Origin of the sequence: Streptococcus suis, assembly GCF_046032535.1 — a bacterium.
Taxonomy (GTDB): domain Bacteria; phylum Bacillota; class Bacilli; order Lactobacillales; family Streptococcaceae; genus Streptococcus; species Streptococcus suis_AK.
The window spans coordinates 23,479-39,607 of record NZ_JARQPL010000021.1; the positions used below are offsets into that span (position 1 = coordinate 23,479).

Below are 16,129 nucleotides of genomic sequence, written 5' to 3' on the forward strand. Positions count from 1 at the left end.
AATATATTGACTTTTCAAGGATTGAGTTGTACAATAAAAGAAAACGATTACAAAATCAAGGAGGTTCTTATGAACAAAGAACAACTCAAACAAGCCTTTCTCGATGTGTTTGGTCAAGAGGCAGATGCAACTTTCTTCTCACCTGGTCGGATAAACTTGATTGGGGAGCACACGGACTACAATGGTGGACATGTTTTTCCTGCGGCCATTACCTTGGGGACCTACGGTGCTGCTCGCAAACGTGAAGACCAGCTTCTACGTTTTTATTCCGCAAACTTTGAAGAGCTTGGAATTATCGAAGTGGATTTGAACAATCTGGTCTTTGATAAGGCGGACAACTGGACCAACTATGCCAAAGGTGTTCTTAAGTTCTTGCAAGAAGCAGGTCACACTATTGATACAGGTATGGAAGTCTTTGTTTACGGTAACATTCCAAATGGTTCTGGTCTTTCTTCATCCGCATCTTTGGAACTCTTGATTGGCATTATGGCAGAAGAGTTGTACGGACTTGAGCTGACTCGTCTTGATTTGGTGAAAATTGGCAAGCAAACGGAAAATCACTTTATTGGTGTCAATTCTGGGATCATGGACCAATTTGCGATCGGTATGGGAGCAGACCAGCGTGCCATTTACCTAGATACCAATACACTTGAATACGAATTGGTGCCATTGGATTTGGGTGACCATGTGATTGTCATCATGAACACCAACAAACGTCGTGAATTAGCGGATTCTAAGTATAATGAGCGTCGGGCAGAATGTGAAAAAGCTGTTGAAGAGTTGAATGCAGTTTTGACTATTCAAACTCTGGGCGAATTGGATGAGTGGAGCTTTGACCAATATAGTTACTTAATCAAAGATGAAAATCGTATCAAACGTGCCCGCCATGCTGTCTTGGAAAATCAACGGACCTTGCAGGCGCGTAAGGCTTTGGAAGAAGGAGATTTGGCAACCTTTGGTCGTTTGGTCAACGCATCCCATGTTTCTTTGGAGCATGATTATGAAGTGACAGGTCTGGAATTGGATACCCTGGCTCACACAGCTTGGGAGCAAGAAGGTGTTCTCGGTGCTCGGATGACAGGAGCTGGTTTCGGTGGTTGTGGTATTGCCATTGTCCACAAGGATAAGGTTGAAGCCTTCACGGAAAATGTCGGCAAGGCCTATACTGAGGTGGTTGGCTATGAACCAAGCTTTTATGTAGCGGAGATTGCTGGAGGCTCTCGCGTTTTATCTAGAAAATAGATTGGAGAAATGATGGCTGGATTGGTGGATCGTTTTGTTGAGCAGGTTATTGCCAACAGTGATTTTGAAGAAATGGATGCCCTTTACCTGCGCAATCGGGTCTTGTCTTTGGTGGGAGAACAGGTTCTGACTGTTCAAACAGATTTAGAGGACTTGATTGAACTCAAGGAAGAACTATTGGTTCATGGGGTTCGAACTGGTTTTGTGGGTGAATTGCTGGAAGAGCAGGACATGGTTGGGGCTTGTTTGATGGACTTGATTACCCCAAGTCCTAGTCAGGTCAATCGTGATTTTTGGCAGACCTACCAGGACAGTCCAGAGCAGGCTGTGGCAGATTTCTATGCTTTAAGTAAGCGCAATGACTATATCAAGATGGCTGCGATTGCGAAAAATATCTATTATCCAGTTTCGACAGAGTATGGGGATTTGGAAATCACGATTAATCTGTCCAAACCCGAGAAGGATCCCAAGTCTATTGCAGCTGCTACGAAAGCTGAAGCAAGCAATTATCCCAAATGCCTACTCTGTATGGAAAATGAGGGCTATCAGGGTCGGATTAATCATCCTGCACGCGCCAATCACCGCATTATTCGCTTGGATCTTGGTCAGGAAAAGTGGGGCTTCCAGTATTCGCCCTATGCTTACTACAATGAGCATGCTATTTTCTTGAACCAAGAGCATGTGCCGATGGTCATCAGTCCGCGAACATTTGAGCAGCTCTTGGACTTGTTGGATTTATTGCCAGGCTATTTTGTCGGTTCCAACTCCGACCTACCAATCTCGGGTGGCTCTATCTTGACCCACAATCACTATCAGGGTGGGCGGCACAGTTTTGCCATGGAAAAGGCACCGATTGAGCGCCAGCTAGTCTTCGACGGCTTTGAGTCCGTTTCGGCAGGGATTGTCAAGTGGCCTATGTCGGTGATTCGCTTGAGTTCAGCAGATAAGCCATCTCTTCTTGGTTTAGCGACTAAGATTTTGGAAAAATGGCGGAGCTACTCAGATGATAGCGTTCAGATTAAGGCTGAGACGGATGGAACTCCCCATCATACCATTACCCCGATTGCTCGGAAACGAGGAGATTTGTACGAGCTGGATTTGGTTCTCCGCGACAATCAGACTTCAGAAGAGTTTCCGGATGGCATCTATCATCCACATCCAGATGTGCAACATATCAAGAAAGAAAATATCGGCTTGATTGAGGTAATGGGTTTGGCGATTTTACCTCCACGCTTAAAGGCAGAATTGGCTGAAGTAGAAAAATTCTTACTGGGTCAAGATAGTCAGGTGGCTGACTATCATCAGCCTTGGGCGGATAGGTTGAAGGCTGAGCATCCAGATGTGACAGAAGAAAGGGCTGAAGAAATCATTCGAGCATCTGTCGGACAAATTTTCGCCCGTGTCCTAGAAGATGCAGGTGTCTATAAACGCACTTCAGAAGGTCAGGCAGCTTTTTTACGATTCGTAGAGTTTGTGGGCCTCAAACAATAATGACAGCAAAGAGTGGGACGGTGTCCTGCTCTTTTGGTATAATAGGAATATTCGCAGTGTGAAAAGGAGATAGGATGGCAGAAAAAAGATTGGGAACCTTGATAACTTTAGTTGCAGGGATAGCTTGGGGACTTTCGGGGGTAAGTGGGCAGTACTTGATGTCACGTGGTGTATCAGTGGATATGATTACCTCCCTTCGGTTGATGGTATCCGGTGTTTTTCTGCTCGGGCTAGCCTATTTGACAGCCAGAGAGCAGCTAATTAAGGTCATAAAGAGCAAACGGGCTTTGTTAGGAATTTTTGTCTTTGCTATGCTTGGTTTGGTACTCAATCAAATGGCCTACCTTCAAGCGATTTACTATACAAATGCAGGAACGGCTACGGTTTTACAATATCTTTGTCCTGTCTTGGTATTGGCCAATACTTGTTTGAAAAATAGGGAAAAGCCATCAGGAATTGAGTTGGTTTCAATTGTTTTGGCTGTCGCAGGTACATTTTTAATTGCAACTCATGGCAAATTGGATGAGTTGGCTGTGACACCAATTGGTTTGTTCTGGGGAATCTTCTCTGCCTTTACTTATGCGCTCTATATTATTTTGCCAGGAAAACTGATCCGTCAATACGGCAGTATGGTGGTGATAGGGCTGGGCATGCTGCTGGGCGGCTTTGTGGTTACGCTTGGCTTACAAACTTGGCAGGGCAATCTACCGCTTGATGGTGGAAGTTTCCTGGGCCTGTTAGGTATTGTCGGAGTCGGGACGATTTTTGCCTATACGGCCTTTCTCAAAGGTGTCAGTATGGTTGGTCCTGTCAATGGTAGTCTATTGGCTTCTATCGAACCAATCGCCTCAGTATTTTTTGCGGTATGGTTGGTCAATGAACGTTTTTATCCAATTGATTTTCTAGGCATGGCCTTGATATTAGGAGCTGTTCTTCTTATTTCATTAAAGGATATTATTATTTCAGAGAAGAGTATTGGTTAATATACTCTTTTTTGATATACTAAAGTAAAAGACATAAGAGGAAATTGCAATGATAAAAGAATTTTGTTCGGAAAACCACGTAGATCTTGCCAAAGCTATCTCAATGGGTGCCCAGCGGATTGAACTTTGTGATAATTTAGCAGTTGGGGGAACGACGCCGAGTTATGGAGTGGTCAAACATGTTTGTCAACTGGCTCATGAGAATGAAGCCACAGTCATGACCATGATTCGCCCTCGCGGTGGAGATTTTTGCTACGATGAAGCAGAGATTGAGATGATGGTGGAAGACTGTAAGGTTGCCAAAGAACTGGGGTCAGATGGTCTGGTTTATGGTTTGTTAACCGAGGAAAATTGGTTGGACGAACCAGCCTTGGAAAGACTGTTTGCTGTTTCGCAGGACTGTCAGATTGTCTTTCACATGGCTTTTGACCAAATTCCTCGCGAACGCCAATTTGAGGCTATTGATTGGCTGGCAGCTCATGGTGTGACACGGATTTTGACAAGAGGCAGTTTGACGGGGTCTGCCTTGAACAATGTCGATTGGTTACAGGAAATTGTCGCCTATGCACAAGGTAAAATTGAAATCTTAATTGGTGGTGGCTTGACGGTAGATAATGTGGCTGAATTATTGGAAAAATTACCTGTCGACCAAGTTCATGGGACAAGATTGTTTTGGTAGGTTATGACGTATGAAATCCTTACACTTCTTATAAGTATGTAATAAAAGTTGAAAAGGTTTACAATTTCCCCTTATCTTGTTACAATAAGAATATCAAGCATAGGGGGGAAGAAATCTATGACAATCATTGAAAGAGCTGATAACTTAGAACGTATCATCTTGCCAGAAGGTTACTATGAAACTCTCGCTCAATATGTTCGAGCTGGGAAAACAGGTTTTGATTCTGAACTGGAAAAACTGGGTGAGCAGGGGCTAGACATCAATATCTACAAGGGTTCTGAGCAGGATAGGGAAGTTATTCTTGAAGATATTGAGAGTTTGCCTCAAGAGATCCGTGAAGAGTTAGCTCGCTTTGCTGCGAATTTGCTCAATCCACTGCGGGAACAGTTGGGAACTGTGGCTGTGGAGGTGAGTGATTTAGCCATTGATTATGCTAAAAGTTTAGCTGAGTCATTGAATAATTCGCTTCATTTCCATAATTATGATAGCTTAATTGCAATCGCTAAAATTAAGGGCGTAGAACCCAAAGGCAAGGACTGTTTAGCCTTTTCAGAATATCGAGAGACTTATACGCTTTATGATGCCAAAAAATTGGTTTACAAGGCACTGATTTGGCGCCTCTTCGATGATAGTCATGCGAACTATGGTCATGCGACGACGATTTTGGGCATGGATGAGGATGATTCTGGTGTTGAGGAAATTGGATTTGCCTTTTCAAAATACTCACTGGATATTGATTGGTTGTTGACCCATATGATTTTCATTCCTAAGGATTGGATTTTAGAAAATAAATAGCTTCGTAGAATAGGCACTCGGTTCCACCGGGTGTCTTCCTTTTGGCTATCTATTCGCTTTTTTACTAGAAAAATGGTATAATTGTCTGATAAAAAACTTTGGAGTCGATAGTGAGTTTAGAAAATTACATGCCAGATTTTGCCTTGGAAAAGGCTTATGACGTGACCGTCGAAAGCTTGAAAAAACATGGCATCAGAGTAGTGTTTGTTGACTTGGATAATACCTTGATTGCATGGAACAATCCCGATGGAACGCCAGAGATGCGCCAGTGGTTACATGATTTGCGAGACGCAGGCATTCCCGTTGTGGTGGTTTCAAACAATAAATACGAACGTGTCAAGCGGGCGGTTGAAAAATTTGGGATTGAATTTGAAGCCTTCGCTCTCAAGCCTTTCACCTTTGGGATTAACCGTGCTCTGAAACGCTTTAATGTCCAGCCACATGAAGTGGTCATGATTGGCGATCAGCTGATGACAGACATTCGGGCCGCTAAGCGAGCTGGTCTCAAGTCTGTCTTGGTCAAACCCTTGATAAAGACGGACTCTATCAATACGCAGATTAACCGTTGGCGTGAACGACGGACCATGAAGAAAATCATCGCCAAATATGGAGCGATAGACTACAAGAGGGAGATGTAAGTGGAAGAATTATTTTGTATCGGCTGTGGTGCCCAGATTCAGACGCTAGACAAGGCAGTCGCTGGTTTTACACCTCAATCAGCCCTAGAAAAAGGCATGGAAGCAGGGCAACTCTACTGCCAACGTTGTTTCCGTTTGCGCCATTATAATGAGATTTCAGATGTCAATATCTCGGATGACGATTTCTTGAAACTCCTCCATAGCGTAGGAGAAAGCGATGCCTTGGTGGTCAATGTCATTGATATTTTTGATTTCAATGGCTCAGTCATTCCAGGTTTGCCTCGCTTTATTTCAGGAAATGACGTACTTTTGGTCGGAAACAAGCAGGACATTTTACCCAAGTCTGTCAAGACAGGCAAGGTTACGCAGTGGTTGACCGAACGGGCGCATGAAATCGGCATGCGACCAGTCGATGTGGTCTTGACTTCTGCTCAAAACAAGCAGGCCATCAAGGACTTGATTGAAAAGATTGAACAATATCGCAAGGGACGGGATGTCTATGTGGTCGGCGTGACCAACGTTGGCAAATCAACCTTGATCAATGCTATTATCCAAGAAATCACAGGGGACAAGGATGTCATTACGACTTCACGTTTCCCTGGAACAACGCTGGATAAGATTGAAATTCCTTTGGATGATGGTTCATACATCTATGACACGCCAGGAATTATCCATCGTCACCAGATGGCCCATTATTTGACGGCTAAAAACCTCAAGTACATCAGCCCTCGGAAAGAAATCAAGCCAAAGACCTACCAGCTCAATCCAGAACAAACCTTGTTCTTGGCTGGTCTGGGACGATTTGACTTTGTGGCTGGTGAACGCCAAGGCTTTACGGCCTTCTTTGACAATGAATTGCAGCTCCACCGCACCAAACTGCAGGGAGCTAGTGAATTTTACCAGAAACATGCGGGCTCACTTTTAGTGCCACCAACCAGCAAGGAATTGAAAGAATTTCCTGAATTGGTCCGTCATGAATTTACCATCAACGAAAAGACGGATGTGGTCTTCTCAGGTCTTGGTTGGATTCGTGTCAATGAAAAGGCCAAGATTGCTGCCTGGGCGCCTAAGGGTGTGGATGTGGTGATCCGCAAGGCCATTATTTAGATGTGCGTACTGGCTGCATTTGTTAGCCAATATAGCCTTTTAGTTTACTTTTAGTACTCGCTTCAAAGGTTTGGGGAACCTTTGAAGGCTGGAGATAATGCGAACAAAGTTCGCATCAACAGCCGCAGGCATAACTCAATGCTTTCTTGTTTCTAGGCATTGACTTGAAACAGTCCCCCAGACTGTTTCAATCAGGCAAGGCGAGTTCAAACACTCCAGTGGAGTGTTTGAAGTTGGAAATAGGGAAACGAAGTTTCCTCATACGTTGACGTAATAAGTAATAAAAGATAAATTAAATGACGATAAATATAGAAACATAGGAAAAATAGATGACATTAACTTCAAAACAACGTGCCTTTTTGAACAGTCAGGCACACAGTCTCAAACCCATCATTCAGATTGGGAAAAATGGTCTCAATGACCAGATTAAAACCAGTGTTCGTCAGGCGCTGGACGCGCGTGAATTGATCAAGGTGACCTTGCTACAAAATACGGATGAAAACATCCACGAAGTAGCTGAAATCTTGGAAGAAGAAATCGGTGTGGATACGGTCCAAAAAATCGGTCGCATCCTGATTTTATTCAAACAATCTAGCAAGAAAGAGAACCGTAAAATTTCCAAACAGGTCAAAGAAATCTAAGAAGGAGAGCCTATGGCTATTGAACTCTTAACACCCTTTACCAAGGTTGAATTAGAGGTTGAAAAGAAAGAAACCAATCGCAAACAAGTGGGGATTCTGGGAGGGAACTTCAATCCTGTTCACAATGCTCATTTGATTGTGGCAGACCAAGTCCGTCAACAGTTGAAGTTGGATGAGGTCTTGCTCATGCCAGAATTCATTCCGCCCCATGTGGACACGAAAGAAACCATTGACGAATACCATCGCTATTCCATGCTCAAGATGGCTATTGCAGGTATTGAGGGCTTGGGGATTGAAACCATTGAACTGGAACGCCGTGGTGTTAGCTATACCTACGACACCATGAAATTGCTGAAGGAAAAAAATCCTGATACGGATTATTATTTTATCATCGGTGCAGATATGGTAGACTACCTGCCAAAATGGCACAGGATTGATGAATTGGTCCAGTTGGTGCAGTTTGTTGGTGTCCAGCGTCCTCGTTACAAGGCAGGGACTTCCTATCCTGTAATCTGGGTAGATGTGCCCTTGATGGACATTTCCTCCAGCATGGTACGGAGCTTTATCAAGCAAGGACGGGTGCCGAATTTTATGGTGCCTCATGAAGTTCTGGACTATATCGAAGAAAAGGGACTGTACCAATGATTGCAGCAGATTTGACATTTGACCGTCAGGCTCTTTTGGAAAAAATCCGTGTAGCCATGAAGCCAGCACGCTTCCAACATGTCTTAGGTGTGGAGCAGGCGGCACTTGCCTTGGCAGACCAATACGGCTGTGATCCGAAAAAAGCCAGTCTGGCAGCGCTTTTGCATGATTATGCCAAGGAAGTGGAAGACCAAATCTTTCTGGACTTGATTGCCAAGTATGATTTGGACAAGGACCTGCTTAACTGGGATAATAACATCTGGCACGGTGTGGTTGGGGCTTATAAAATCGCAGAAGATTTTGGCTTAAAAGATGAGGAAATTTTTCAAGCCATTCAACGACACACCATTGGTGCTGGGCAGATGACCTTGCTGGACAAGGTGCTTTATGTGGCGGACTACATCGAACCCAATCGGGATTTTCCTGGGGTGGACGAGGCACGACGGATTGCAAAAGAGTCTTTGGACAAGGCAGTAGCCTATGAAACTGCCCAAACCATTTCTTATTTAGCCAAGAAGGGGATTCCCATTTATCCACAAACCTTGGAAACTTATAATGGACATGTCACATATTTGAAGGAGTAGAGATGATTGCATTAAAACCTGTGGATGAAAGCTCCTATCAAGCTGTCTTGGACTTGACAGTAGCCGAGGCAGATAAGGGCTTCGTAGCTCCCAACGTGCGTTCCTTGGCAGATGCCTGGTTATACAGAGATAATGGGAGTGGGAAAGAACTCGACGGGTTCTAAAAGAGTTCGTTTTCCCACCCCCGCACAGTTGATTAGGTCAGATTTGGAGTGTGCAGCACGAACAAAGCTGCCAATCAACCACTGCGCTGAGATGTTGACTCAAACTTTGAGAAGTGTACTTGCACTAGAACCTTGCCCCCCTATGCCATCTGGTCAGATAATCAGGTTGTTGGCTTTGCCTTGATTGACATTGATGAGGACATCCAGCAGTATATGCTCTGGCGGTTTATGATTGGTCAAGAATTTCAGGGGAAAGGCTATGGTCAGGCTGCTTTGGAAGTCGTGATTGATCAAGCAAGAGCTCACCCTGTCTGTAATCATTTGATTGTCGCCTATGTCAAGGGCAACCAAAAGATGGCAAGACTCTTGGAGAAAAATGGTTTTGTCTTAGATCTTGAAGAAGAAAGGGAATTGGTGTTCCGTTTGGAAACGCCTGGGGTCAAGTTTTGAAATCTGCATTGTTAGTCATTGACATCCAGCATTTGCCGGTGGAAGGCAAGCCCTATGGAATTGAAAATCGGCTTCGGCTCTGGCAAGATAGCCTTGTTCAAGCTCGTCAAGCGGGGCTAGAGGTTATCCATGTCCGCCATCATGACCAGGAATTGGTCAAGGGGACTGCTGACTGGGAGATTCACTCAACTGTTGCACCCTTAGCAAGTGAGAAGATTTTCGATAAGACCTTTAATAGTGCCTTCAAGGAAACGGGGCTTCATGCTTATTTGCAGGAAAAGGGAATTGAGCAGCTCGTCATCATGGGCATGGCGACCAATTTTTGCATTGATACGACGATTAAAGTAGCCTTTGAACTAGGCTACAAGGTAGCTGTGATTCAGGACGGAACGACGACAGGTTATTCAGGAAAATTGGATGCCAAGGACTTGATTGACCACTACCAAAACATCTGGTCATGGAATTTTGCCCAGGTGGATACATTAGAAAATATTATTAGAGGATAAGATGAAAGAACTAGATTTAGTAAAAGTTGTGGTCCAGGCTGCTGATGACAAGCGAGCTGAGGACCTTGTTGTAATTGATGTTCAAGGCGTGACTAGCCTGACAGACTACTTTGTGATTGCCAGTTCCATGAACAGTCGCCAGTTGGAGGCTATTGCGGAAAACATCCGTGAAAAGGTAGCGGAAGTTGGGATCAAGGGTAGCCGTGTAGAAGGCGATAGTAACGGTGGCTGGGTCCTTTTGGACCTTGGAGGCGTAGTCGTTCATATCTTCTCAGAAGAAATGCGTGACCTCTACAACCTTGAAAAATTATGGCACGAAGGCAGCTTCCTGGAAGTCGCAGACTTTTTAGAAGAGGAATAGTGGAATAGTTTGGGGAACTGTTTCAGCTGGTCACCATAAAATTCGAAAGTGACCAAAGAGAGTTCACTATTATGTGATTAGAAGTGATGGACTTCTTGAAAAAATATGAAGATAGATTTTGATTTGGGTGCACTATTCGAAACTTGAGTCAACATCTCAGCGCAGTGGTTGATTGGCTTTAACAGTCCAGTGGACTGTTAAAGGTTGGAGATTAGATTTGCGAAGCAAATCTCAGCAATTCGTGCTTCCCACTCCAAATCTGACCTAATCAACTGTGCGGGGGCAGGAAAACGAACTCTTTGGAATTGAGGAGTTCTTTCCTGCTCCCTTTTTATGAAAGGAAAAATGGGAAAATATGGCAACTTATGAAACCTTTGCGGCGGTTTATGATGAAATCATGGATGACAGCTTGTATGATAAATGGACAGATTTTAGCTTGCGGAACTTGCCACAAGACACTAAGACAATTTTAGAATTAGCCTGTGGGACAGGGATTCAGGCTGTACGTTTTGCTCAAAAGGGCTTTGAAGTGACTGGTCTGGACTTGTCTTATGAAATGCTAGAATTGGCCCAGAAAAAAGCAGAAGCTGCTGGTGTCATGATGGAACTGGCCCAAGCAGATATGATGGCTCTGGAAGGTGTGGGAGATTTCGATGCGGTGACCTGTTACTCGGATAGTCTGTGCTATATGGCAGACCAAGAAGCCGTTTTACAGGTCTTTGAAGGAGTTCACTCTGTTCTCAATCAAGGTGGTACTTTCCTTTTTGACGTTCACTCCATCTATCAAATGGAGGAAGTGTTTGCAGGCTATAGCTACCATGAAAACTACGAGGATTTTGCCTTTGTCTGGGACACCTATGAAGGTGAGCATGAGTATTCCATTGTTCATGAATTGACCTTCTTTGTCAAAGATGAGGACAGTCAAGAGGAGCGGTTTATCCGTCGGGATGAAGTTCACGAAGAGCGGACCTATCCAATTGAAACCTATGTGGAATTATTGAAAGAAGCTGGTTTTGCATCTGTGGAAGTCTTTGCGGACTTTGAAGATGAAGCGCCGACAGAAACCAGCCAGCGGTGGTTTTTCAAGGCGGTCAAGGCATGATTTCAGGGATAATAGCGGAATACAATCCTTTTCATACGGGACATAAGTACTTGCTGGAGCAGGCTGAGGGGCTGAAAATTGTCGTCATGTCAGGCAACTTTATGCAACGGGGCGAGCCAGCTATTGTGGATAAGTGGACACGGGCTCAGATGGCTTTGGAACACGGTGCAGATCTTGTTGTCGAGATGCCCTTTTTGGTATCGGTCCAGTCGGCTGACCATTTCGCCAAGGGAGCCATCAACATTTTACACAAGCTAGGTGTGGAAAAACTGGTTTTCGGTACGGAAGAAATGCTGGATTACCAGAAAATTGCGGATATCTATGTGGATAAGTCGGAAGAGATGGAAGATTTTGTGAAAAATTTGCCAGACAATTTCTCTTATCCACAGAAGACCCAGGCCATGTGGCAGGAGTTTGCTGGACTAACCTTCACAGGTGACACGCCCAACCATATTCTGGCTCTAGCTTACGCTAAGGCAGTGGCTGGAACAGGCATTCAGCTCGGTCCAGTTCAGCGGCAGGGGGCTGGTTTTCACTCGGAAGAGGTGAAAACGTCCTACGCCTCGGCGACAGCTATTCGAAAGGGTGCTGACCAATTGGACTTGGTGCGTGACTTTTTACCGTCTGCCAGTCTCTTTGAGGAGGCGACCAAGGTAAGCTGGAGAAATTATTTTCCCCTGCTCCGCTATCAGATTGCGACCCACCGAGCTCTCAGTCAGGTCTTTCAGGTCAACGAAGAACTAGCCAGTCGTATCCGCTCTGCTATTGGGAGCGTAGCGACCGTCGAGGAGCTAGTGGATGCTGTTGCGACCAAGCGCTACACCAAGGCGCGGGTGCGGCGGGTGCTGACCTATATCCTGGTCAACGCGGTGGAAACTCCCTTGCCAGAAGCGGTCCATGTGCTTGGCTTTTCAGCTCGAGGCCAGGCCTATCTCAAGACCGTCAAGGAGCGGGTGGACCTGGTGACGCGGATCGGCAAAGAGCCCTGGGACAGCCTGACCCAGCAGGCGGATGCGGTCTATCAACTGGGCGCTGACGCAATGGCAGAGCAGACCTACGGGCGCGTGCCGGTGAGGGTGGGGTGAGATGAATGCAATAAAGAATGGGAAGTTTTTGTCGTTGACTTGAAAACCTTCCTATTTTTTTTGTATAATTGAAGTAGCAAAATCAAAGGACATAAATCATGAAAAACTGGATGGACTATTTTAAGCCTCACATTGTAGATAGGGGCTGCAGTTTGTTTTTAGATGACGCTGTTCAAGGGCTTCAAAAGACCAGTGATGGCTACAATGCACATGTTATTGGTGGTCAAGTCTATGAGGTGGAGATTAGCTTTGAGCACGGTCAGCTGATCAATATGTGGTGTGAGTGTCCATATGCTCAAGAAATGAACCACTGCAAGCATATGGCAGCAGTCTTGTTTGCTATTTCTGAATTAGATAGCCATCCAGCTCTTGAGGGCAAAGATGTGTCACTTGCCCAGCTCCTGGATAAATTGACAGTTGAGCAACTACGGGCTGTTGTTCTTGAATTAGCCCAAGAAGATAGGGAACTAGCCAATCGGCTACAACTGCGTTTCTCATCCCAGCTAACACCTCAGCAAGTGGAAAATGTGATGAAGGAAATCAGAGACCTGGGGCTTCCTTTTGAGGACAGACGTATGGGGTTTATAGAGTATAGGCAGACTAGGGATTACGAACAGGCTGTGACAAAGGCGATGCATCAGTATCTCCAGCCTTTACTGGATAGGTGTGAGTATGCGAATTTCTTGGCTGTATCAGATGCCTTTTATCACCAGATTTGCCGGCAGGAGTTGGATGATTCCAATGGAACGACTGGTAGTCTGCTGTATAGACTTGCTGGCTACTGGCAGCATTTAGTGACTGTAGCTCCGGATAAGATTGTCCAAGAATTACTAGACTGGTGCTTAGAAAAGCTAAGTGGTTATGAGGTTGCAGAAGACCTTCTCATGGAATTTGTAGAAACAGAGTTTCAAGAAGAACATTTCCTTGAGCAGAAATTGACCTATTTTCAAGCGGTCTTGCAAGCGATAGAAGAGGGAGAGAAGTCCCCTTGGTCATGGAAATTCCGTCGCGATCGCATTGCCTTGTTATGCTACAGGTTGTTGGTCCAATTGGGTTCTAGTGAGGCAGACTTGCTGACCTTCCAGGCTAATCATTGGGAGGTGGCTGAACTTCGTAAATTGGCTATTACCCAGGCTGTAGCAAATCAGCAGCTTGACCGAGCAGTTCGTCTCTTACAGGAAAGTAAGTGCTTGGATGCTCAGTATAGGGGACTGGTGTCGGATTACAGCCAGCAGCTAAGGGACATCTACCGTTCTCAGGGACAGGATGAAAAGGTTAGAGAAGAACTCCTGGAGATGATTTTTTCAGCTGGTAATACTGACTTGGAGCTGATAGAGGAGTTACGGGACTATGTTTCTAGGGAAGAATGGCAGAGCTACTTAGATGATTTGCTGGAGGATGGTCGTTTCCAGTCACAACGGTTGAAGTTGTTGCAATTGGCAGACCGACCGCAGGAATTATTGGACCGCATTAGAGCAAGTTATTGGTTCTTAGAAAATTTGGACCGGTTTGAGGACTATTTATCAGAGAAACTGCCCGAGCAATTACGAGATGCCTACGCCCAAGCTGTCAGTCAGCAGATGGAGGTGGCTAGTAGTCGAAATCGCTATCGCCAGTTAGCAGGGTATTTGGTAAAAATTGCAGGTTTACCTGATGGAAAAGTAGTGAGTGAAAGTCTTCGCACCTCGTGGAAAGTCCAGTATCCGCGACGCAAAGCCATGATAGAGGAATTAGATGCAGTGAGGTGGTAGGATATGGCAGTTTGGTTTCAAGATGTGGTTGATGCATTGCAGATGCTGAATCAAGATGACAGATATTATTATGATAGTCACCTAGATGCATTAGTCTACCTGTCTGTTGAGGAGACGGGACTTGAAGCCCGTGATGGTTTAGAAGAAGAGATTGAGGAGGATGTGATGGGACGGTTTGTAAGGCTGCCGACCTATTATGACTTTAATCCCTACACATTCATGGAGCGTTATGTTTATCATTTGCCTGATGGTGACTTGTCTGACCGCCTGTCTCGAGCTATTCGAGGGCGCGGTGCTTTTAGACGTTTTAAGAATGAGTTAGAGAGATGTGACCGTTTGGAAGAATGGTATGCCTTTGAAACACAATGTTACAAAGAACTTGTACTGGAATGGTGCCAGGAAAATAAGATTGCTATTGTGGAGAATCGGTTGAAAAAAATGTAATATTTCCCTTGACTCTCACCTTACGTTATCCCTTATACTGATCATAGAGAGGAGATTTTCCATGAAAACAGTTAAGGAAGTGAGTCAGCTTTCAGGTGTCAGTGTGCGCACACTTCATTATTACGATGAAATAAATTTGCTGACACCTAGTTTTATTGCGGAAAACGGATATCGTTATTATGATAATGAGGCGTTTGAAAAGTTGCAAGAAATCTTACTTTTTCGTGAATTGGAATTTCCTCTCAAAGAAATAAAAAAAATTGTAGGGAATGCGGCGTATGACAGAGAAGCGGCTTTGAAAGACCAGATTAGATTACTGGAGTTGAAAAAGAAACACTTGGAAAAAGTCATAAAGCATGCCAAGTCTTTACAGCAGAAGGGAGAAAATTACATGAATTTTGAAGTGTTTGATAAGTCAGATTTGTTGGCTTTCCAGGAGGAAGCTAAAGAAAGATGGGGGAATACCGCAGCTTTTCAGGAATTTTCTGCTAAGACAAATCAGGGTGATTTTGCTCAGATAAGTTTAGAAATGTCTGGTATTATGATGGAATTTGGAAAAATGAAGAATTTATCAGCTGATGATTCTAAAGTTCAGAAACAGGTAGAGGTTCTTAAAGCTTATATTAGTGAGAATTTTTATAATTGTACCAATGAAATTCTAGCAAGTCTAGGACAAATGTATATTGCAGATAACCGGTTTACTCAATTTATTGATCAAGTGGGAGGAGAAGGTACAGCAACCTTTGTCAGCCAAGCGATTGCGATTTATTGTGGAAAATAAATAAGAAAAGTCTAGTGAGAACTCAATGTCATTAAGTTAACTAACCTATCACATTTTGTGGTGGGTTAGTTTTTATGTTACACTAAAAATAAAAGGGGAAAAGTCATGCTAGATCAGATTAAAGCTCATTTACTTGATAGTATTAACGACATCGTTTCTAGTGCCAATCAGTTTGTGCTTCATCCTGAAAAAGATTTTAGTCGGCAAAGTCAGCTAACGATGAAAACCATGATTCAAGCTATACTGACCATGGGTGGTAATACCTTAGCCAAAGAGCTACTTGATTTAGATTTGCCTGTCTCTCAATCTGCCTTTGTTCAACGACGGTATCAGATTAAACACCAAGCTTTTAAAACACTTTTTAGGGATATTACTTCTAAAATTCCAGTCTCTGATAATCTCCCTATCCTGGCTGTTGATGGCAGTGATGTGATTCTACCAAGAAATCGTTTTGATAAAACGACCTCTTTTCAAACTGGACCACATCACACTCCTTACAATCTTATTCATATCAATGCTCTCTACAATCTTGAACAAGAGATATATCATGATTTACGGATTCAAGATAATCGAGAGGTTGATGAACGTGCAGCTTTTATTGACATGATGAAGAACTCTTCTTTCAAACAAGCTCTGGTAATAATGGATAGGGGGTATGAATCCTACAATGTCATGGCTCA

General features: G+C 44.2%; 18 protein-coding genes and 2 pseudogenes. All 20 read left to right on the top strand.

Translation table 11 applies throughout. The features are described from left to right. Nucleotides 1-69: 69 nt before the first annotated feature. Nucleotides 70-1,242 (top strand): galactokinase, encoded by a 1,173-nt coding sequence (locus tag P7J58_RS07260; protein WP_408555992.1) that lies wholly within the window; start codon nt 70-72, stop codon nt 1,240-1,242. A gap of 9 nt (nt 1,243-1,251) precedes the next feature. Continuing rightward, nucleotides 1,252-2,733, top strand: coding sequence for a UDP-glucose--hexose-1-phosphate uridylyltransferase (gene galT / locus P7J58_RS07265; RefSeq protein ID WP_099871213.1), 1,482 nt, complete (start codon nt 1,252-1,254; stop codon nt 2,731-2,733). A gap of 74 nt (nt 2,734-2,807) precedes the next feature. Further along, nucleotides 2,808-3,716, top strand: coding sequence for a DMT family transporter (locus P7J58_RS07270; protein WP_408555990.1), 909 nt, complete (start codon nt 2,808-2,810; stop codon nt 3,714-3,716). A 49-nt stretch (nt 3,717-3,765) separates the two neighbouring features. Further along, nucleotides 3,766-4,395, top strand: a complete 630-nt coding sequence (locus P7J58_RS07275; protein WP_029173977.1) for a copper homeostasis protein CutC — start codon at nt 3,766-3,768, stop codon at nt 4,393-4,395. 117 nt (nt 4,396-4,512) lie between these two features. Then, nucleotides 4,513-5,190: an SEC10/PgrA surface exclusion domain-containing protein gene (locus P7J58_RS07280; RefSeq protein WP_029944851.1), complete on the top strand. Its 678-nt coding sequence runs from the start codon at nt 4,513-4,515 to the stop codon at nt 5,188-5,190. A gap of 110 nt (nt 5,191-5,300) precedes the next feature. Next, nucleotides 5,301-5,828, top strand: coding sequence for a YqeG family HAD IIIA-type phosphatase (locus P7J58_RS07285; RefSeq protein ID WP_408555988.1), 528 nt, complete (start codon nt 5,301-5,303; stop codon nt 5,826-5,828). Further along, nucleotides 5,829-6,935, top strand: coding sequence for a ribosome biogenesis GTPase YqeH (yqeH, locus tag P7J58_RS07290; RefSeq protein ID WP_408555987.1), 1,107 nt, complete (start codon nt 5,829-5,831; stop codon nt 6,933-6,935). It abuts the gene before it with no gap. Between the two features lie 329 nt (nt 6,936-7,264). Continuing rightward, nucleotides 7,265-7,576 carry a ribosome assembly RNA-binding protein YhbY gene (gene yhbY / locus P7J58_RS07295; RefSeq protein WP_024384110.1) on the top strand — a complete coding sequence of 104 codons (312 nt, stop codon included), beginning with the start codon at nt 7,265-7,267 and terminating at the stop codon, nt 7,574-7,576. Nucleotides 7,577-7,588: 12 nt separating this feature from the next. Continuing rightward, nucleotides 7,589-8,221, top strand: coding sequence for a nicotinate-nucleotide adenylyltransferase (locus P7J58_RS07300; protein ID WP_024377477.1), 633 nt, complete (start codon nt 7,589-7,591; stop codon nt 8,219-8,221). Next, on the top strand, nt 8,218-8,805 hold the full coding sequence (gene yqeK, locus P7J58_RS07305) for a bis(5'-nucleosyl)-tetraphosphatase (symmetrical) YqeK (protein ID WP_408555986.1): 588 nt from the start codon (nt 8,218-8,220) through the stop codon (nt 8,803-8,805). Before P7J58_RS07300 ends, yqeK begins: the two co-directional genes overlap by 4 nt. A 2-nt stretch (nt 8,806-8,807) precedes the next feature. Continuing rightward, nucleotides 8,808-8,939 (top strand): annotated as a pseudogene (locus P7J58_RS07310) (histone acetyltransferase); the annotation flags it as partial. Between the two features lie 162 nt (nt 8,940-9,101). Next, on the top strand, nt 9,102-9,419 hold the full coding sequence (locus tag P7J58_RS07315; protein ID WP_408555985.1) for a GNAT family N-acetyltransferase: 318 nt from the start codon (nt 9,102-9,104) through the stop codon (nt 9,417-9,419). Continuing rightward, nucleotides 9,416-9,925 (top strand): cysteine hydrolase family protein, encoded by a 510-nt coding sequence (locus P7J58_RS07320; protein ID WP_408555983.1) that lies wholly within the window; start codon nt 9,416-9,418, stop codon nt 9,923-9,925. The genes P7J58_RS07315 and P7J58_RS07320 overlap by 4 nt, the downstream gene beginning before the upstream one ends. Nucleotide 9,926: 1 nt before the next feature. Next, entirely contained in the window at nt 9,927-10,286 is a 360-nt protein-coding gene (gene rsfS, locus P7J58_RS07325; RefSeq protein WP_029177784.1) for a ribosome silencing factor, read from the top strand. Between the two features lie 355 nt (nt 10,287-10,641). Further along, complete coding sequence (locus P7J58_RS07330; protein ID WP_408555982.1) at nt 10,642-11,388, top strand: class I SAM-dependent DNA methyltransferase; 747 nt, start codon at nt 10,642-10,644, stop codon at nt 11,386-11,388. After that, entirely contained in the window at nt 11,385-12,473 is a 1,089-nt protein-coding gene (locus P7J58_RS07335; RefSeq protein WP_053864170.1) for a nucleotidyltransferase, read from the top strand. Before P7J58_RS07330 ends, P7J58_RS07335 begins: the two co-directional genes overlap by 4 nt. Before the next feature lie 98 nt (nt 12,474-12,571). Beyond that, entirely contained in the window at nt 12,572-14,224 is a 1,653-nt protein-coding gene (locus tag P7J58_RS07340) for an SWIM zinc finger domain-containing protein (protein ID WP_408555980.1), read from the top strand. 3 nt (nt 14,225-14,227) lie between these two features. Next, on the top strand, nt 14,228-14,668 hold the full coding sequence (locus P7J58_RS07345; protein ID WP_408555979.1) for a UPF0158 family protein: 441 nt from the start codon (nt 14,228-14,230) through the stop codon (nt 14,666-14,668). A 61-nt stretch (nt 14,669-14,729) separates the two neighbouring features. After that, a complete protein-coding gene (locus P7J58_RS07350) occupies nt 14,730-15,449 on the top strand; it encodes a MerR family transcriptional regulator (protein WP_408555978.1) in 720 nt (239 codons plus the stop codon). Nucleotides 15,450-15,554: 105 nt separating this feature from the next. Then, nucleotides 15,555-16,129: pseudogene (locus P7J58_RS07355) on the top strand (IS4-like element ISSsu2 family transposase); the annotation flags it as partial.